The following is an 18,629-nucleotide window of genomic DNA, read 5'->3' as shown; positions in this document are numbered from 1 at the left end:
GTGCCATTCATGATTACAATTTCTGAAGCAGCAGGCTTTCAAATCAAAGATATGATGAAAGAAGAAGGCAATGACGCCGTTTTCTTACGCGTTGGTGTTAAAGGTGGAGGCTGTAGTGGTCTTTCCTATGGTATAGGTTTTGATGAAGTGAAGAACGAAGATGATATAGAACTAGAACAGCATGGAATAAAGGTCCTAATTGATTCAGAAAGTGCTCCCATCATTAACGGTGTTACAATTGATTTTAAAGAATCCATGATGGGTGGAGGGTTCACCATCGATAACCCGAATGCGATTGCAGGGTGTGGGTGTGGTTCATCGTTTAGAACGGCAACGGTTGAGGGGACACCCGAGGATTGTTAAATATAAAAAGCTTCCCACTGCCACTGCGGGAAGCTTTTTATATTTGTGCTAGTCCATTGCCCGAATGACGGGAAACCGGAAATACACATAAATCAGAAACAGCAAGACGAGAATGGCACCCGATCCCATAATCACATGTATGTCAATACCAAATGACAGTACAACTGAAGTCATTGCATAGGACAGGGGGATAAGTCCCATCGAGGATAGCATCACAAGACTCATTACTCTTCCCATCATTTCTTCTTTAACAATGGACTGGATGATCGACATTAATGGAATGTTAGCCAACGCAAGTGTTGCACCAAAAATGGAAATGACTACAATACTTTCCCAAAGCTCGTTAGTGAAGCTAAACAATAAAAAAGAAAAGCCAGCTAGGGTAATCATAACTAAGGTGAAAAGGCCCCTCTTCCGACGTAAGTTGGATAGACCAATTGCTATGGCTCCAAGTAACATCCCCCCACCAAAAGCCCCCTCTAAGAAGCTAAAATGTAGTGTGTCCCCGTGAAGAGTGTTTTTAACAAACAAGGGCAATCCCATTTGTAATGGACCAATTAGGAACATATAAAGGAAGACACTACAAGTTAATACTCCTGTTAAAAAGGAGGATTTTCGAACATATTGTATTCCGGATTTGATCGATTGAACAATTGAATCCTGATCAGAATGGCCTTGATATTCAGGAAGTTTTATTTTCGAAATAAAATAGGCGGATAAAATTAAAAATATAGCAGTCATAAGAAAAACGACTTCATAGCTACTAAATTTGATCAGTAATCCTGCCACTACTGGACCTAGAATTAGGGTGATCTGATTTGTCATATGGGTAATTGAATTCCCCACCGTTAATTGATCTTTTTTTATAATCTGAGGAAGGATTGATCCATCAGCTGACCAAAAAAAGGCATCAAGAATTCCGAAAAATAAGCCGAATAAAACAAATGTCCATATTGAAATGGTGCTCGACATTAATAATACAACTAGTCCAATCATCAGAATGCTTCTCGATATATTGGAAAGAAGCATAATTCTTGTTTTGCTAAATCGGTCTGCAATGGCCCCGCCAATAATCATAAAAATCAGTCTTGGAACACTCGTTGCAACAAATACAATCCCAAGTGATGCTTCTAGATTTAATGTTTGGACAATATACCAAGATTGTGCAAACATGAAAAACGAGATGGCGAAACTAGAGAATAAGCCAGCTATCCATATGGACGTAAAGCGTCTATTAGACCATATGCTCTTTACACCACTAGATACATTCATGCAAAAACTCCTTTAACTGACATTTCATTATGGAACCTAGCTATCATTCTAATCTATAATTCAGTAAACAAAAAGGTAAACAAGTAAAATTTTACAATTTTTTAAAATAACTAGGGTATGGCCCAAGATTTGTGGATTAACACTTTTGCAAAAAAAAGACTATAGCACTTTGCTATAACCTCAGTAAAACTTTTCCTTAAAACATACTAGAACTATGCAATGGCTGTAGTTTAGCATTTGGATCATAATAGGCTTTTGCATTATTAACAGCAGTTGGTGCTTCACCAAACCCACAGGCGATTAGTTTTACTTTTCCATCATATGTACAAATATCTCCAGCCGCATAGATTCCTTTTACCTTTGTTTCCATTTTGGAATTTACTACGATTGAATTTTTTTCGATTTCCAATCCCCAATCTTTGATCGGACCTAAAGAGGAAACAAATCCGAAGTTGACAATAACAGCATCGACATCAATGACTTCTTCTTTTTCACCTTTTACTTCTTGAAGAACCACTTGTTTGATCAAGCCATCGCCAATGATTTGAGTCGGCTGGAATGGAGTTTTGATCTCAACCTTAGAGCTGAAAAGCGTTTCAACACTATGCTCATGAGCACGGAATTTATCTCTTCTGTGAGTTAAGATGACCTTCTCAGCAATTGGTTCAAGCATTAATGCCCAATCCACTGCAGAATCTCCACCACCACAAACAAGCACACGTTTGCCAGCAAATTTGTTCAAGTCATCAATAAAGTAGTGAAGATTTTTCCCTTCGTACTGAGCAGCTGATTCAAGCTCGATACGTCTTGGTTGGAAAGCGCCGTTACCAGCTGTAATAATGATTGTTTTTGAAAGATGCTCTTGCTTGTTCGTTGTTAGTTTAAATGTACCATCTTCCAATCTTTCAACTGTATCAACTGATTCCTCTAAGCAAACAGTAGGGGTAAACTTTGCCATTTGCTCCTTTAAGTTGTCAACTAACTCTTGAGCACGAACCTTTGGAAACCCAGCAACATCATATATGTATTTTTCAGGATATAGGGCTGATAATTGACCACCAAGCTGAGGTAAACTTTCAATGATTTTTACATTTGCCTGGCGCATTCCGCCATAAAACGCAGTGAATAATCCTGTAGGTCCGCCTCCGATAATGGTAATATCATATACATTTGTATCTGAGTTCATAACGATTACCTCCCCCAAATTTTTATAATTAATGATAGCATAAATGAATGTGAAATTCCTACATATAATAAGGGTGAAGATAGATGGATTTTATGCCTTATGAAGTAACATTGTGAGTATACAGGTTCTTAGTTAATTATGGTTGAAAATTACCCGGAAAAAGAATAATATGAAATATAGACATTATATTAAGATTTTATGACATTTTTCGCACTAGTTAGTGAAATGTATCACAAGACCAAAAAGCGGAAGCACCCCGTTTAGTCCCCACAAGCAAATGTTCCTAAAAGAAAAAAAGGGTGGTCTTTCCCTTTGATTCTTTTAGGGTTATTTGACCTCGAGGGACTGGGTGCTGGAGCTAGATTCCAACGACCCAAACTTAGTTATACACATGTGAATAACTTTGTGATTATCTATACCAAATAAAATTTTTAAATGGATGTGATCTAGTTGAGAAAGCCGAAAATAGTTATATTAGGCGCAGGCTACGGTGGGATTATGACAGCCGTAAATCTTCAAAAAAAGCTAGGGGTAAATGAAGCAGATATTACCCTAGTTAACAACAATGACTATCATTACCAAACCACTTGGTTACATGAAAACGCTGCGGGAACACTACATCACGATCGCTCTCGTATCGCCATTTCAGATATCATTGACAAAAACAAGGTTCATTTTATTCAAGACACTGTATCGAAAATTGTTCCAGAATCGAAAAAGGTGATCTTGCAAAACGGAGAAGTTACTTACGATTACTTAGTTGTTGGACTAGGTTATGAGTCTGAAACTTTTGGTATAAAAGGTCTTAAAGAGAATGCTTTTGCGATTGCCAATATCAATTCTGCTCGTCAAATTAAGGAACATATTGAATATCAATTTGCTACTTACTCTAACATGAAGGAAAAGAAAGACGAACTACTTACCATTATTGTAGGTGGTGCAGGATTTACAGGTATTGAGCTAATTGGTGAGTTAGCTAACCGCGTGCCGGAGTTATGTCATGAATTTGATATTGATCGCGAAAAAGTAAAGGTTATCTGTGTGGAAGCTGCTCCTATGATCCTTCCTGGTTTTGATCCTGAGCTAGTTGATTATGCAAGAAGCTATCTTGAGAGAAAAGGAATCGAGTTCCGAATTGGTACTGCTATAAAAGAATGTACCGAAGAAGGAATTATTGTTGCGAAAGACGAGCAAGTTGAGGAAATTAAGGCAGCTACTGTAATCTGGGCTGCTGGTGTTCGTGGAAGTGGCATTGTTGAAGAATCTGGATTCGAAGCAATGCGTGGCCGTGTTAAGGTAGATCCTTACTTACGTGCTCCTGGCCATGATAACGTCTTTATCGTTGGTGATTCATCATTAGTTATCAACGAGGAAATTGACAGACCCTATCCTCCAACCGCACAAATTGCCATGCAGCAAGGTGTGACGTGTGCAAACAATATCACAGTGCTAATTCGTGAACAGGGTAACCTAGAAGCATTTAAGCCAGATATTAAAGGAACGGTTTGCTCACTTGGTCATGATGATGCAATCGGAACCGTTTACGGTCGTAAAATGGTAGGCTGGAAAGCATCTGTCATGAAAAAAGTGATTGATAACCGTGTGTTATTTTTAATAGGTGGGCCACTAATGGTCATTAAAAAAGGTAAATGGAATTTTATTTAATTCATTAACCTATTGAAGGCAGGGACTATGGTCCTTGTCTTTTTTTCATACTTTAGAATAGTTATAGTAGTAAAACAAATGGGGTCGAGAGAAATGGGCAAAGAAACAAGGGGAAACGTGTGGCTAGCAGTAGCGGGTCTAGTCATTGCTCCATCGGGAGAATGGCTCGTCGTAAAAAAGAAATATGGTGGGCTAAAGGGTAAGTGGTCAATACCAGCGGGGTTTGTTGAAGCCAATGAAACGATTGATGAAGCTGTGTTAAGAGAAGTACACGAGGAAACGGGAATTCATGGAAAAATCCAGGGGATCCTAGGCGTCCGATCAGGTGTAATAAAGAATGAAATCAGTGACAACATGATCATTTTTTCACTTAAAATGGAAAGGGATCAATCAATCATCGTTCAGCAAACTGAGCTTTATGAGGCAAGATTCATGCACCCTGAGGACATTAAAATCAACCCAGACGCATCGGTTCTCCTCCAGTTTTATATGGAGATGCAAGAGAAACAGCTAACTTCTATGAATGACTCTATTAACCCAGGTAATCAGTTTGGCTATTCCTCTTACAAGCTGTTTTATTAACTTGCTATGAAAAGATAAGGAAACTCTCGAAAAATGGAGATATTTATGAATGTATTCGTTTTCATCTTTCTTTTTAGAGGAAAATAAGGCTTTTCTTTTTGATAAATTGATGATATTATCAGAAAATTAAGAATTATTTAAAAGGAGGTAATTGAGATGAAAACGATCAACTATGAAAAGAAGGATTGTCCATATTGTTCTGGAAAAGGTTACTTTCAACTTCTCCTTGGCGGTTCTGAAACGTGTACTTGTTGTTCAGGTACTGGGAAGAAGGAATAGAGTTAGGTTAAAGCTCGCGGGTGTTTCTCTCCTGCAAAACGGAGATCTTGAATTTATTCCTAAGCTGCAGTAATTAAGATAAATTTAAAAAATCTAACTCATATAAAAGATGACAAAACAGTGAATTATGAACAAGAACATTGACCATCCCTTCCAAACTTTAGTACACTTGAAATTGGCTTAAAGGTAAATAAGTAGATACCTATATCTATTTATCCTAGATTTGCCACTTGAAGTTGTGCTGGAGGTGAAGGCAATGAGTATGAGTTTACCAATATTATTGATTTCTTTGTTATTATTTTTTGTGCTATTTTTTGGAATTGGATTTCTACTCAATATGTTATTACGAGCAACATGGGTAATGGCTATTATTTATCCGATTATTTTTGTATTCATTGTAGATAAGGTTCGATTCATTGAATATTTCACAAATGCTCAAACTTCTTTTTCTTCCTTAGGAACTATTATTACATCACTTGCATTGGCTGATATTATTATATTGCTCTCTGGGCTATTTGGTGCCATCTGTTCAGGCCTTGTGATTAAAACTTTACGATCAAAGGGCTATCAAATGTTTTAAGACCAAAGCTTCATGTTGCAGATTCTGCAGCATGGAGCTTTTTAGCTATTTCAGGTAGAATCACCATAATATATCGAAAAGTTAAGCCACAAAAGGTAATGATTTTTGGACAATCCTCCACAGATTTTTTTATTTCCATGAATAAGTTGACGGAAAATTGGAAATGAATAGATTCGTGAGAGGAGTGAATTCAAAAATGAATAGGTTAAAAACCTTACTAAAGAGAACGACTATGTCTGTTTTAGTTTTATTAGCATTATCAGCAACGTATACGTCTATTTCTGGAGTACAAGCAGAGGAACTTACACAATGGTGGAATCGCTATGATCATCCCTTTTATTCACAGTTTTATGGCTCTATATCAGGAGATACTGAGGATAGTACACTTAGACAAACTAAATTAAGCTACAAGGGATTAAAAAAATATTCATCTGTTCAAACATCTATTTCTTCAAGTGATGCGGTTTCATCATCTTTAACACTAGAAAACCAAAATTGGGGTCAGTACCCTGCCGTTACGGTAACGGCAACTGGGTACACAGCAGGTGTAGAATCAACCGGTAAATCGCCAGACCACCCACAATACGGGATTACTGCTTCTGGTGTAAAAGTAAAGAGAGACTTATTTTCAACGGTGGCAGCGGATACGCGCGTGTTTCCAATAGGAACCATTCTCTGGATTCCAGGCTATGGTTTCGGTGTTGTTGCAGATAAGGGTGGGGCGATTAAAGGTAATAAAATTGACCTCTACTATGACACCGTTCAAGAAGTATATGAAGAATGGGGTAAAAAGAAAGTAGAAGTTTATATTGTTGAAAAAGGTAATGGAAAACTAACTGAAGAACAACTAGCGTTACTTAATGAAGATGAATCCATGCAGGTATTTCGCCAACAATACTTAAAAAATACGAAAAGTTAAAAAGAGCGCTCAAACCTGAGCGCTCTCCGTTTTATTTATCCAATAGTGGATCTATCCCGTCATCCACAGGGAAAACTGAGGGGTGTAGGATAGCTCCGAGTTTCTTAAGTCCCAACAATAGCCTTGGAGATGGACGGCAATACAACGGTTCGTCCAAAACGTGAATATGATTTCTAATAACCGCATCCATTTTCTCTGATCCAGGGCGTTTTTTTATGATGGATGGCTTCATTTTATCTTGCTTAATACCAACCCAGACCATGCATATATGCTCAGGGTCCAGTTCAATGATTTCATCCCAATTCGACTGATGACTTGCAATAGGAAGATGTTGAAAGATGTTCCAACCTCCAGATAGGTTACTGATTTCTGTTAACCAGTTCACACCGCCAGGACTAAAAATAGGTTTTGGCCACCATTCCCAATATAAAGAGTACTTCGCTTGAATCCTACCAGACAATTCTTGATATGTTTTCACAAAGTGTCTGTAGTGTTTTACCACATCCTCAGCCTTCTCAGAAGTCCCAGTATGATGACCAACAACTAAGAGGTCCTCTGCTATATCATCCAAAGATTGTGGATTTAAAACAAGATGAGGGATATTCCGCCTTTTTAGCTCCTCAACATTTTTCTCCATCCCTGGTACACTCAAACTGGCTAACACTAAATCCGGCTGAAGCTGAACTAGCTTATCCATATCAATAGAAAGATCGGGTCCGAGTCTTGGTAAATGCAAAATGCTCGCGGGCCAATCGGAGAAATCATCTATCCCGACAAGGTGGCCTTCAAGACCTAGGTAAGCTAATAGCTCTGTATTACTCGGGCAGATAGAGATGAGTCGCATAAATTAATTATACCCCCAAAACAAAAAGATAATAGAGAACAAGAGTCAGTAAAATTCCTGAAAGGCCTCCAAAGAAAACCTCAACGGGCTGATGGCCTAAAAGCTCCTTTAATTCTTTTCGCTTTTCTTGTTCTCCTTTATCCTGCCAATGCTTGGCTTCTTCCATGAATTTATGGAAATCTGTTACGAGCTTATTTAAGACAGTTGCTTGTTCTCCCGCATGGCGGCGAACTCCTGTTGCATCAAACATAACAATAATGGCAAATACAGCGGAGACAGCGAAAATGGGAGACCCTAATCCTTGCTGTATGCCAATAGCTGTTGTTAAGGCTGTTACGGCAGCTGAATGAGAACTTGGCATTCCACCAGTGCTCGTTAATAAGGACCAATCGATTTTTCTCGTGGCGATATATTGGATTGGAACCTTCACAAATTGTGCGAAAAATATCGCGGATAAGGCAGCCCATAATGGAAAGTTAGTAAATAAGCTCATCTAGTCACTCAATCCTTTCATATAAACACGAATTGTTCTTTTCTTAGAATTCGTATTACTATAATAGTAGTACCACGTATACTGGGGGATAAATAATGACGTACCCAATGGAATACTATGAATTTTTTATAAAATTTAATGAAGGCGATTATTACACCTGTCATGATTTATTAGAAGACATTTGGATGACAGATAAAGATAATTTTTTCTTAAAAGGACTTCTGCAAATGACAGTCGCCATCTATCACTATGAGTATGGAAATGTTAAGGGTGCTCGGGTTATGATGAATGCAGGACACCGATATATCCAAAAATATAGGCCGGATTTTTGGGGTGTTGATTTAGAATATGTAAATACTTTTATAGAACAATGTTTATCCATTATACCACAACATATTGACCTGATACCCTTTGAAAAGGTAAAAACATTGCCATCTTTACCTTCCTTATTTCTATATCTTGAAGATGATTAGATACTCGAAATAATTAGTAAGATTGATTATAATGGAGAGAGTAACTATTTGGAGGTGTACAGAAATGTTTACAGTAAAAAATGATTTTACCATTCACGAGGCTCGTCACACACTAGTAATCGGATTATTTGAAAAAACAACTTCTTTTGTGGGGATCTTACGAGAAGTAAATGTTGCTTTAGGTGATCTGCTTTCTTCTCTTATTAAAGAAGGAGATGTGTCAGCGAAAAAAGGAACGATTTCAAAGGTACATACATTAGGTAAATTAGAAGCTAGTAGAGTCTATTTTGTCGGTCTTGGAAAAGAAGAGGATTTCAGTTTTGAAAGTGCTAGAAGCTCATTTGGAAAGCTATTTAAGGCTGTTAAGGGATCGAAACTCGAGAACATAGAAATCGTTCTTGATAGCTTTGTTACTGAAAAGGTTGATATTTTAGATGTATCACATGCCTTAGCAGAGGCCTATTCATTAGCTACATATGAATTTGCAGATTATAAGCAAAAATCAAATGAACCTGTTCGAAAACTATCAGCCATTATTGTTTATACAAGCAGTGATGTTGAGGAAGTGGAAGCAGGCCTAGAAGTTGGTTCTGCCTACGGTGCAGGAACAAACAGTGCTAGAACACTGGTTAATACTCCCCCCAATATGCTGACGGCAACAGATATGGCGAATTACGCGGTTGAACTTGCAGGGAAGTATGGGATGGAATATGAAATATTAGAAAAAGAAGATATGGAAAAGCTTGGAATGGGTGCTCTTCTTATTGTGAATCAAGGATCTGTCGAGCCACCGAAAATGATCGTTCTAAAATATCAAGGTAAAGATGAATGGACAGATGTAATCGGATTAGTTGGAAAAGGCATTACGTATGATTCAGGTGGATACTCGATTAAACCGAAAGACGGTTTAGTGGGCATGAAAACAGATATGGGTGGAGCGGCAGCTGTTCTTGGAGCAATGGAAATCCTAGGCCAGCTAAAGCCAGCCCAAAATGTTGTGGCTGTGATTCCTTCAACAGACAATATGATTAGTGGAAATGCCTTCAAGCCCGATGATGTCATCACAGCTATGAACGGCAAGACGATTGAAATTTTAAATACAGATGCAGAAGGACGCTTAGCCCTTGCAGATGCAGTAACGTATGCTAAGCATCATGGTGCGAATTATTTAGTAGACGTTGCCACTTTAACAGGTGGAGTAATTATTGCACTTGGTCACGACATCACGGGTGCCATGACGAACAACGAAGAACTTTTTGAGAAGGTTTTGCTCGCTTCAAATGAAGTGGGAGAAATGATTTGGCGTTTGCCGATCACTGAGAAAGTAAAGGAACGTGTTAGAAAAAGTAAGGTTGCGGATTTAAACAACTCACCAGGTCGTGATGGCCATGCAATTTTTGCAGGTGCCTTTATCGGTGAATTTGCAGAAGGTACACCTTGGGTACATTTGGATATAGCGGGTACAGCAACATCAGCAACTGATTATGACCTAGGTCCATCAGGGGCGACTGGAGTTATGACTAGAACACTAGCGGCGTTTGTTGAGCTGTTTGGGGAAGAGTAAGATTTATTTATACTGAGACGATGCTTTCATAGATAATCAGTACAGTTTAGAAGACTTAAGAAATAATTAATTGAAACGAGTGTGAAACCGTAAGAGGGGTTTTCACTCGTTTCTTTTTGTTTTGAAATTAAACAACTGAAGTTACTCCAAGAGAAACGCGATATGATATTTATTTAACTGATTATCCCACTAGCTCAGAATAAATAGTCGTAACCCCTATTTGTTGGTGTTTCTTTAAATATGAGTTTGTAAAATCTTACCTTTAATATAATTAGGTTGATTGGAACGGAAGGTGCTCGGGCACCTGCTTAGAGCAGTGGGACAGGTGAGACTCACGCATGGCGTTCTCGCCGAGGAGGCTCACCTCCCACCCCGGGGAATGGTGCATCCTCTCGTTACAATCAACCCCTATTCTAAAAAGCAAAATAGTTTCTGAATATAGCTTTTTTTAAAACAAATGATTCGGAGTATGTCATTCTGAGTTAAAGGGATAATCAGTTTTATTTATTATTAGGTAATAAAAAATGTAATAAACTTACATTGAAAATAAACCGAGGTGCTCTTTAATGAACCGTGGAATAACACTCTTTTTAAATGTAGCTGTTTTTCTTCTTTTGTTTAATTAGTCCATTTTTACACCGTGGATTTGGTTGACCTTACTAATCTCCTATTTTACTAATTTTTATTTATGTAAACCTATTATAAAAACAAGTTGACATATATCCTACCTTTTACTATATTCATAATAGAGAAAAAATTCACATCAAAAGGGGATATAGATATGAAGCTAAAGGATATGATGTTCGTCGCAATGTTTGCGGCAGTTGTAGTAGCGTTAGGGTTGATTCCACCGATTCCAGTGCCGGGTCTTCCAGTTCCAATCACAGCACAAACATTAGGAGTCATGCTTGCAGGCTCTGTATTAGGTGCAAAGCGTGGAGGCTTGGCTCTAGTTATTTTTGTCTTACTAGTTGCCGTGGGAGCACCTATTTTGTCAGGTGGACGGGGTGGCTTAGGTATTTTAGTCGGAACAAGTGGTGGGTATATTCTATCCTGGCCAATTGCAGCCTTTGTTATTGGATATCTGACAGAGAGATTCTGGGATAAATTAAACTTCGCAAAATTAATCGTGTTTACTCTAATTGGTGGAATTATCATTGTTTATTTAGGTGGTATTACTCAGTGGTCTATTGTTACAGATACTCCGTGGTTGGCTGTGGCTGCAGGTAATTTAGCATTTATTCCAGGAGACCTAATAAAAGCAATCGTGGCATGTATAGTTGCACTGAGAATAAAGAAGGCCTACCCAATGATTCAAAAAACAATATCAAGTGAAAGAAAAGCTGCGTAAAAGTCTGCCATGTGCAGACTTTTTCTATTTTTCAGATTAGAATAAAGGAAAGACAAGTTAAGGAGAATTTACATGATCATCGGGGAGCATCTACAAGACTATCAATCCATACAACCTTCAAAACCAGCAATCATTACTGAAAATCAAATGATTACATATGAGCAATTCGTGTATAACATTATGAAGATACAGAAATATCTAACCAAACATTTTGGCAACCAGCCCAAGCTTAGAATAGCCCTACAATTCAAAAACGAACCTGCATTTCCAGAAGTGTTTTTTGCAGCCGTCATGCTCGGACATAGCTGCGTTCCATTAGATCCAAAGTGGAACGGGAACGAACTGAATAGTGCTCTTGAATCTAGTAAGCCAGATTTACTAGTTACTCATAAAATTTATGATGAAATGATGAAAGTTGAGCCTAGGAAGCTTATGTATGAGGCTGTCCCAACAGATATCTTCTACATTGGGTTTACCTCAGGTTCAACAGGCAAACCAAAGGGCTTTCTTCGTCATCACACTTCTTGGATTGATAGTTTCGAAGGCTGTAGCAAGGCTTTTGAACTAACAAATGAGGAAGTGTATTGTGCACCTGGACCTTTGTGTCACTCGTTATCCCTTTTTGCAGCCGTGTATGCCCTGCATATTGGGGCAACGCTAGTTCTTCCGGATAAATTCGAGCCAAAAGCGGTACAGAATATCATTAAGAATACCTCTGTTACAACACTTTTTGTTGTACCTACTATGCTTCAAGCTATGGTAGACGATGAAGTAGGCACATTGCCAAAGGTAAAGAATATCCTATCCTCTGGTGCAAAATGGAGCTCTGAGCTAAAAGAAAAAATAGGCTTCATTTTTTCAAACGCAAATCGTACAGAATTCTACGGTGCGTCCGAAACCAGTTTTATCACCTATCAGGATGAACGTGGTTTTAGAAAGAGGCCAACTTCTGTTGGAAAAGCATTTCCTGGTGTAGACATCACGATAAAAGATACAAATGGAAACGCTCTGGCTCCTAACGAAATCGGACAAGTACACATCAAAAGTTCGATGCTCTATTCAGGATATTTACATCAGCCTCAAATCAAGCAGGTAGATGAGCTATCAGTTGGGGATTTAGGTTTTATGGATGAGGAGGGCTATCTAATCCTCGTTGGACGTGAGAAAAACATGATCATTAGTGGCGGCTTGAACATCTATCCAGAGGAAATTGAAGGGTATTTGAAAAAAATAGAGGATGTTGAGGAAGTAGTCGTCACCGGGATCGCTGACGACTATTGGGGTGAAAGAGTTGTGGCACTCATAAAATGGAAGCTAGGTTCAAGTCATACAGACTCCTATTTAAAAGAATGTTGTAAACAAGGACTAGCTGCGCACAAATGTCCGAAGGAATTTTATAGCGTTGAAGACTTTCCTTACACATCCAGCGGGAAGGTAGCTCGTAAAGAGACGTTAAACTTGTATTCTAGTATTTTAGGAAGTGAAAAAAAGTGAGAAATGTGATGATTGTAGCTGCTAAACGGACACCGATTGGAAAAGTGGGAGGAGTCTTGAAAAATATTCCTCCTGAACAGCTTGCTGCGTCCGTGATACGAGAACTTGTGGTTGAATATAATTTACCTGTGAGTGAAATTGATGAAGTTATACTAGGCAATACGGTTGGACCGGGTGGAAATATTGCCAGACTATCCTTGCTAACAGCCGGTTTACCTTATGAAGTTTCAGGGGTAACAATCGACAGGCAATGTGGATCAGGCTTAGAGGCTATTAACATGGCAGCAAGGCATATCCAGGCAGGGGCAGGTGATATTTATCTGGCAGGTGGAGTCGAAAGTACGAGCCTAGCTCCTTGGAAAATGGAGAAGCCACGCTCTATCTACGGCTCGCCACGGTTCTATTCAAGGGCTAGGTTTTCGCCTGAAGAGATTGGTGACCCTGAGATGGGAATGGCAGCCGAGAATGTGGCAGAAGCCTTTCATATTTCAAGAGAAGATCAAGATGCTTATGCTTTGCGAAGTCATCAAAAGGCCATACAGTCACAGATATCAGGTAGATTCGATTCAGAGATTGTCCCCATTAACGGCATAGCTAAGGATGAATGCCCGAGAGGAAATACTAGCCTAGAAAAGCTATCTTCTCTAAACCCCATTTTCAAGAAGAATGGAACGGTAACAGCCGGAAATGCTTGTCCTATTAACGATGGTGCGGCAGTTGTGTTACTGATGTCAGAGGAAAAGTGCTTGCAGCTAGGTCTCACTCCCCTTGCTCGTTTTGTTGACTCGACAAGTGTGGGAGTTGATCCCAATCTGTTAGGTATCGGCCCAGTGCCTGCGGTGAAAAAACTTTTAAAACGAAATAAGCTCAGAGTTACTGATATAGATTTAGTTGAATTTAACGAAGCCTTCGCATCTCAAGTGCTCGCTTCTTTAAGAGAATTACAAATTCCCGAGAAGATTGTAAATCTTGGTGGAGGAGCCCTCGCTCTCGGGCATCCATATGGTGCTTCAGGTGCAATACTAGTTACCAGGCTCTTTACAGAACTTGTAACACTTGGGAAAGGGCGTGGGTTAGCAACGTTAGGTATAGGTGGCGGATTAGGTGTAGCTACTTTAATCGAAAGAGTGTAAGGAGGAAAGAAAATGTTTGTAGAAGAACAATTTGTTGGATCGAATTCAGAAACCATACAAATTACGATTACAGAGCAACTAGTGAAGGATTATTTACAGGCAATAGATGACTTTGATCATCAAAAGACACTCACCATTCCATCTACTCTTCCATTCATCTTTTGGCCATACTTTTCGGTCCCTTGGCTTGACGGAAAGGGGCCTTTGGTACATGGGGATCAGCAATTCCAATACAAACGGTCACTTATAATAGGTGAAACGTATGAATGCTACATCACCTTTAACAAAGCAGCCCAAAAGCGAAACCTGCAATTTTTAGAGCATGACTTACTCATTACAAAGAATGACGAGGAGATTGCGAAGGCTTCTTCAAACTTTATCATTATTGGAAAAAAGGAGGATGCTAGCATATGAGTATCAATGTTGGAGAAACTCTATCTTTTACTAGAACCGTAACACCTGACATGATTTCTAACTATGCAAAAGTTTCAGGTGATTATAATCCTATCCATTTAAATAAAGTGGCAGCAATGGACGCGGGATTTCCATCTGAAATTGCTCATGGCATGCTAACAATGGGGATGAGCACCAAGCTGTTTTTTCCGTTTTTAGAGGCTGGTTACATAGTGGTTAATCATTCAACTCGGTTTAAAGGTCCGTTATTGGTTGGGGGAGAGCTTCGCCTTGAAGGAAGTATCTCTGAGGTCAAAGGAGATCAAGTTATTATGAAATTAGCAGGTTATATGGGCGAGCAAGAGGTCATACAGGGCTCAGTAGAATTTAAGAGGAGCCTATCATGACGTTATCGCAAGAGGTTGTGATCATCACAGGTTCAACTAAAGGAATCGGAAGAAGCTTGGCGTTCCACCTTGCCCGAGAAGGTGCGGCAGTGGTCGTTAATTCCAGAAAAAATGTGGACGTTGAGCTCACGGTTCAGGAGATCCGCAATCTCGGTGGAAGGGCTGTTGGCTTCGCAGGTCCTGTAGAAGAGATGGAAACAGGTAGAAAACTTTGTGAAACGGCAATCGAGGCCTTCGGTGTTGTGACTATTCTTGTTAACAACGCAGGAGTTGTGAGAGACCGAATATCTTATCGAATGACAGAACAGGAATGGGATGAAGTTCTCTCCACACACTTAAAAGGTACCTTTTCCGCAACCTCTCCCGTTATACAGCATATGGTCGAAAACAATGTAAAAGGAACCATCATGAATATGACTTCGCTGGCAGGACTTCAAGGAGCGATTGGTCAACTCAACTACAGTACAGCAAAAGCAGGATTGCTAGGATTTACGTGGTCACTGGCAAAAGAATTAAAAGCAAAAGGCATACAAGTTTTTGCAGTAGCTCCTGCTGCTATAACGGATATGACACGTCCACATATTGAAAAAGCCCTACAGCTAGCAACTGGATTAGGGGAAGACCTTCCTGACTATTGGAAAATAGGGACCGCAGATGAAGTTGCTAGTTTTATCATCCAGTTGCTGGCTAAGCGGAGTCAATTTGAGACGGGTCAAATTTTTCAGGTGAATGGGAAAGAGATTGGAAGATGGCTACCTCCTGTTTTTGAAAAAATTTCTTCAAACGGGGAAATCTAAACTAAAAAGGGGATTTGGTATGTATTTCGGAAAAATCAAACCTAAAAATGATGGGAGTAGAGTCCCACCGAATCAAAATGTGACCACCACGTTTCCCGTTTTACATCATGGAAATGTTCCCTATTACAAAAAAGACTTGTCAGATTGGGATTTAAAAATTTTTGGTGAAGTAGAACAAACCGTTACCTATACCTTTGAGGAATTGTTGAAATTAACTCCTTCAAATACTAAAAATGATATTCATTGTGTGACAGGCTGGTCCAAGCTTGATAATGGATGGGACGGCATTCAGACTAAGGTACTCGTCAAAGAAGCGGGACCAATGCCAGAAGCAAAATATGTCATCATACATGCTGAAGAAGATTGGAGTACAAATGTCCCAATAGAAGATTTCATGCGTGAAACAAGTTTAATTGCCCATTCACATAACGGGGAACCTCTAACACCTGAGCATGGCTACCCACTTCGGTTAGTCATTCCGCATCTCTATTTCTGGAAAAGTGCCAAGTGGGTGAGAAGCATAGAATTTTCAATTGAAGATAGACCAGGATTTTGGGAGAAAAATGGGTATCACAATTACGGAGACCCTTTCAAAGAAGAACGTTTTAGTTGGGATTAAAAGGGAGCTGAGATAGGTGGAAAGATTTACAGAACGGGTGCTTGAAATTATTCTAAGTATCCCGTCAGGAAAAGTCATGTCCTATGGTCAAATAGCGAGAGTTGCAGGTAGTCCAAGAGGGGCTAGGCAGGTTGTTCGAATTCTCCACACAATGGGAGAAAAATACAAGCTCCCTTGGCACAGAGTTATTAATGCCAAAGGGGAAATTGGAATACAAGATGAAGAGGCTTTCTTCACTCAAAAAATGATGTTGGAAAGTGAAGGAATTATTTTTAAGGGAATGAAAATGATTGATCTTGAAAAATATCAGTATCATCCAGCATAAGAAAAAGATAAGGGTGGATTCCTTTTGTAGGCTAAGTGCAAGATAATCGCTGCTGGCAAAATACTCAGGATAATTTCTGATTGTTTCTGAAATTATTTCTTTCCTCCTTCCATTTATAACTGGGTGTTTTTTTCCCTTTTTAAGCACTCAGTTGCATGCTTTCCATTCTGATCTGCAATCCACACGCTACTATTCTCGTCAGTTATAGAACTCTTCCTAAAAAGCCCATATCTCTGTTTGGAATGATGGAGTTTATGATTTCAAACGGGGTAGACAAGAATTTCATAAATGTTGTCGTCGGGATACACTTCCCAACAAAATTTGGACTTGCTAAAGGAATTACACAGGATTACATAAGAATAACCGGAAAACAACCCACTAAAATAAAAACCTATATTGAGGATTACAACGACAACTGGATTTAATGCATAGGGCCATGAACTTCAGGATGAATCATAGAAAATAAAAAAGCGAAGGACATCAAGTCGCTTCGCTTTCAATTGAACACGCTTACAATTACCACTTATGAAGCAGTGCTTTTACCCCTTTGAAGATAATCGCAATAGCGAACACTATGACAACAACAATCCCAATAAGACCCAAGATAGTTGCTAAACCAGCCAATGGTGTGCCAGCTAGAGGTACAAGTATTAATGCAAATCCAGAAAGTACAGCTGCTAAAAACAAGAAAATTAGTTCCATAATTTTTTCCCTCCTTTCCTTATTAATATATGCTTATTGATTGAATTTTGGGAAAATGGTACAAGCCCCTTTTAGTAGGATTATTGGGGCATTTTTTAAGGGGAAAAGGAATAAACTACCTCCGAAAAAAGAAGTGTTTAGCCCAGCGTATGACTTGATTATTGAAGACTGATACCCCGAGTATAATACATATTCCTCCTAGAATAGAGGTTAGTACAACGTGTTCTTTTAGTAGGATCATTGCTGCAATAAGGGTAACGAGGGGCTCTAAATACATAAAAACAGATACTTGATTAGCCTCTAACACTTCTAATGCTTTTCCCCAGTACCAGTAAGCGATGGCCGAAACGAAGACTCCTAAAAAGATAAGGTGAATCCAGTCGTGTGTTGGTAAGCTTGTTAAGGCTATCCACCCCTTACTTCGAATTGAGAAAGGAATCGTTAGTATAAAACCAGTCAAACTCGTCCAAAAAGTAATCGCTAAAGAAGAATAAGGCAAGCTGAATTTCTTAATTAAGATGGAATAAACAGCCCAGTTTAAGGTGCTGAAAATCATAAGAATATAGCCAATATTAGGAAGTATCTGAAACGCTCTCGTATCATGTGTGGTCACGAGCACCACCCCTGTTATGGCAATAGTCAACCCAATTAACTTTGCAAAACTGAAACGCTCAGATAAAAATAGAACTGATAAAATCACTGTAAATACTGGTGAAAAGGAAATAATCCACCCTGCTGCGGATGCATCAATATACAAGAGGGCAGATGCTTGAACCAACTGGTGTACAAATACACCAATAACTGCAAGTATTAGAATGTAATGAAAATGCCTAATCTGAATTTTTATTGATTTGTTGAGTAAAAGTAATAGAAGAAATAAAAAGATAGCTGCAATTCCGAATCGCATGGAAATGATAGTATATATATCTAAACTTTCTAATAAGTCTTTTGTTGAAACGAATGAAACACCCCAAAATGTAATGGAGAGAAACGCATAAAGACTTGCGGTAAGGGAGGAACGTTTTTCCAAAGAGATCACATCCATTGGTAAGTGTAGGGGTTGTCCGAACGATACATTATATGTTCGGAATAAAAGCTTATTCATTTTTCTGTATCAAAAGTATGGAAGCAATCCTTATCTAGGACATGTCGGAGAGTCTACAAATAAATTCATCAAATGAAGAGGGT

The 18,629-nt window shown here is 39.0% G+C and carries 22 protein-coding genes; 16 read left to right on the top strand and 6 right to left on the bottom strand.

Features of this window, described 5'->3' with window-relative positions; genetic code table 11:
• Positions 1-9: 9 nt before the first annotated feature.
• The gene (locus ACOI1C_RS15685) at positions 10-363 is read left to right on the top strand and encodes a HesB/IscA family protein (RefSeq protein ID WP_422511463.1); all 354 of its coding nucleotides are present in this window, start codon (positions 10-12) and stop codon (positions 361-363) included.
• A gap of 48 nt (positions 364-411) precedes the next feature.
• On the opposite strand, the gene ACOI1C_RS15680 is transcribed toward ACOI1C_RS15685, so the two are convergent.
• Together ACOI1C_RS15680 and ACOI1C_RS15675 are read right to left on the bottom strand one after the other, a co-directional pair.
• Positions 412-1,635 (bottom strand): MFS transporter, encoded by a 1,224-nt coding sequence (locus tag ACOI1C_RS15680; protein ID WP_422511462.1) that lies wholly within the window; start codon positions 1,633-1,635, stop codon positions 412-414.
• 196 nt (positions 1,636-1,831) lie between these two features.
• Positions 1,832-2,821 carry an NAD(P)/FAD-dependent oxidoreductase gene (locus ACOI1C_RS15675; protein ID WP_422511460.1) on the bottom strand — a complete coding sequence of 330 codons (990 nt, stop codon included), beginning with the start codon at positions 2,819-2,821 and terminating at the stop codon, positions 1,832-1,834.
• A 450-nt stretch (positions 2,822-3,271) separates the two neighbouring features.
• Here ACOI1C_RS15675 and ACOI1C_RS15670 point away from each other — a divergent pair, with 450 nt between their 5' ends.
• The 5 genes from ACOI1C_RS15670 to ACOI1C_RS15650 all read left to right on the top strand — a co-directional run bounded on the left by ACOI1C_RS15670 (position 3,272) and on the right by ACOI1C_RS15650 (position 6,846).
• The gene (locus tag ACOI1C_RS15670; protein ID WP_422511459.1) at positions 3,272-4,486 is read left to right on the top strand and encodes an NAD(P)/FAD-dependent oxidoreductase; all 1,215 of its coding nucleotides are present in this window, start codon (positions 3,272-3,274) and stop codon (positions 4,484-4,486) included.
• 93 nt (positions 4,487-4,579) lie between these two features.
• The gene (locus ACOI1C_RS15665; RefSeq protein WP_422511457.1) at positions 4,580-5,068 is read left to right on the top strand and encodes an NUDIX domain-containing protein; all 489 of its coding nucleotides are present in this window, start codon (positions 4,580-4,582) and stop codon (positions 5,066-5,068) included.
• Between the two features lie 156 nt (positions 5,069-5,224).
• Entirely contained in the window at positions 5,225-5,347 is a 123-nt protein-coding gene (locus tag ACOI1C_RS15660; protein WP_422511455.1) for a YuiA family protein, read from the top strand.
• Between the two features lie 256 nt (positions 5,348-5,603).
• A complete protein-coding gene (locus ACOI1C_RS15655) occupies positions 5,604-5,927 on the top strand; it encodes a YuiB family protein (protein ID WP_422511454.1) in 324 nt (107 codons plus the stop codon).
• A gap of 196 nt (positions 5,928-6,123) precedes the next feature.
• Positions 6,124-6,846, top strand: coding sequence for a 3D domain-containing protein (locus tag ACOI1C_RS15650; RefSeq protein WP_422511452.1), 723 nt, complete (start codon positions 6,124-6,126; stop codon positions 6,844-6,846).
• A gap of 31 nt (positions 6,847-6,877) precedes the next feature.
• Here the strand turns inward: ACOI1C_RS15650 and ACOI1C_RS15645 are convergent, their stop codons facing one another.
• Positions 6,878-7,690, bottom strand: a complete 813-nt coding sequence (locus tag ACOI1C_RS15645; protein WP_422511451.1) for a cobalamin-binding protein — start codon at positions 7,688-7,690, stop codon at positions 6,878-6,880.
• Positions 7,691-7,697: 7 nt separating this feature from the next.
• On the bottom strand, positions 7,698-8,183 hold the full coding sequence (locus ACOI1C_RS15640) for a divergent PAP2 family protein (RefSeq protein ID WP_422511450.1): 486 nt from the start codon (positions 8,181-8,183) through the stop codon (positions 7,698-7,700).
• A 92-nt stretch (positions 8,184-8,275) separates the two neighbouring features.
• Between ACOI1C_RS15640 and ACOI1C_RS15635 the strand changes: the two genes are divergently transcribed.
• From ACOI1C_RS15635 to ACOI1C_RS15590, 10 genes are all read left to right on the top strand, one after another.
• Entirely contained in the window at positions 8,276-8,656 is a 381-nt protein-coding gene (locus ACOI1C_RS15635) for a DUF309 domain-containing protein (protein WP_422511514.1), read from the top strand.
• 64 nt (positions 8,657-8,720) lie between these two features.
• On the top strand, positions 8,721-10,220 hold the full coding sequence (locus ACOI1C_RS15630; protein WP_422511449.1) for a leucyl aminopeptidase: 1,500 nt from the start codon (positions 8,721-8,723) through the stop codon (positions 10,218-10,220).
• A 781-nt stretch (positions 10,221-11,001) separates the two neighbouring features.
• Positions 11,002-11,571, top strand: coding sequence for a biotin transporter BioY (locus ACOI1C_RS15625; RefSeq protein WP_422511448.1), 570 nt, complete (start codon positions 11,002-11,004; stop codon positions 11,569-11,571).
• 72 nt (positions 11,572-11,643) lie between these two features.
• Positions 11,644-13,065: an AMP-binding protein gene (locus ACOI1C_RS15620; RefSeq protein ID WP_422511447.1), complete on the top strand. Its 1,422-nt coding sequence runs from the start codon at positions 11,644-11,646 to the stop codon at positions 13,063-13,065.
• On the top strand, positions 13,062-14,198 hold the full coding sequence (locus ACOI1C_RS15615) for a thiolase family protein (RefSeq protein WP_422511446.1): 1,137 nt from the start codon (positions 13,062-13,064) through the stop codon (positions 14,196-14,198). The genes ACOI1C_RS15620 and ACOI1C_RS15615 overlap by 4 nt, the downstream gene beginning before the upstream one ends.
• 12 nt (positions 14,199-14,210) lie before the next feature.
• Positions 14,211-14,612: an FAS1-like dehydratase domain-containing protein gene (locus tag ACOI1C_RS15610; protein ID WP_422511444.1), complete on the top strand. Its 402-nt coding sequence runs from the start codon at positions 14,211-14,213 to the stop codon at positions 14,610-14,612.
• Positions 14,609-14,998: a MaoC family dehydratase gene (locus tag ACOI1C_RS15605; RefSeq protein WP_422511442.1), complete on the top strand. Its 390-nt coding sequence runs from the start codon at positions 14,609-14,611 to the stop codon at positions 14,996-14,998. Before ACOI1C_RS15610 ends, ACOI1C_RS15605 begins: the two co-directional genes overlap by 4 nt.
• A complete protein-coding gene (locus ACOI1C_RS15600) occupies positions 14,995-15,795 on the top strand; it encodes an SDR family NAD(P)-dependent oxidoreductase (protein WP_422511441.1) in 801 nt (266 codons plus the stop codon). The genes ACOI1C_RS15605 and ACOI1C_RS15600 overlap by 4 nt, the downstream gene beginning before the upstream one ends.
• Before the next feature lie 19 nt (positions 15,796-15,814).
• Positions 15,815-16,414 carry a sulfite oxidase-like oxidoreductase gene (locus ACOI1C_RS15595; RefSeq protein WP_422511439.1) on the top strand — a complete coding sequence of 200 codons (600 nt, stop codon included), beginning with the start codon at positions 15,815-15,817 and terminating at the stop codon, positions 16,412-16,414.
• Positions 16,415-16,430: 16 nt separating this feature from the next.
• A complete protein-coding gene (locus ACOI1C_RS15590) occupies positions 16,431-16,739 on the top strand; it encodes an MGMT family protein (protein ID WP_422511438.1) in 309 nt (102 codons plus the stop codon).
• Between the two features lie 516 nt (positions 16,740-17,255).
• Here ACOI1C_RS15590 and ACOI1C_RS15585 read toward each other — a convergent pair.
• Together ACOI1C_RS15585 and ACOI1C_RS15580 are read right to left on the bottom strand one after the other, a co-directional pair.
• Entirely contained in the window at positions 17,256-17,441 is a 186-nt protein-coding gene (locus ACOI1C_RS15585; protein ID WP_422511436.1) for a hypothetical protein, read from the bottom strand.
• A gap of 115 nt (positions 17,442-17,556) precedes the next feature.
• A complete protein-coding gene (locus ACOI1C_RS15580) occupies positions 17,557-18,480 on the bottom strand; it encodes a DMT family transporter (protein WP_422511513.1) in 924 nt (307 codons plus the stop codon).
• Positions 18,481-18,629 lie beyond the last annotated feature (149 nt).

It is taken from the genome of Bacillus sp. DJP31 (assembly GCF_049310945.1).
GTDB lineage: Bacteria > Bacillota > Bacilli > Bacillales > SA4 > Bacillus_BS.
This window is presented reverse-complemented; position numbering and strand designations above follow the sequence as displayed.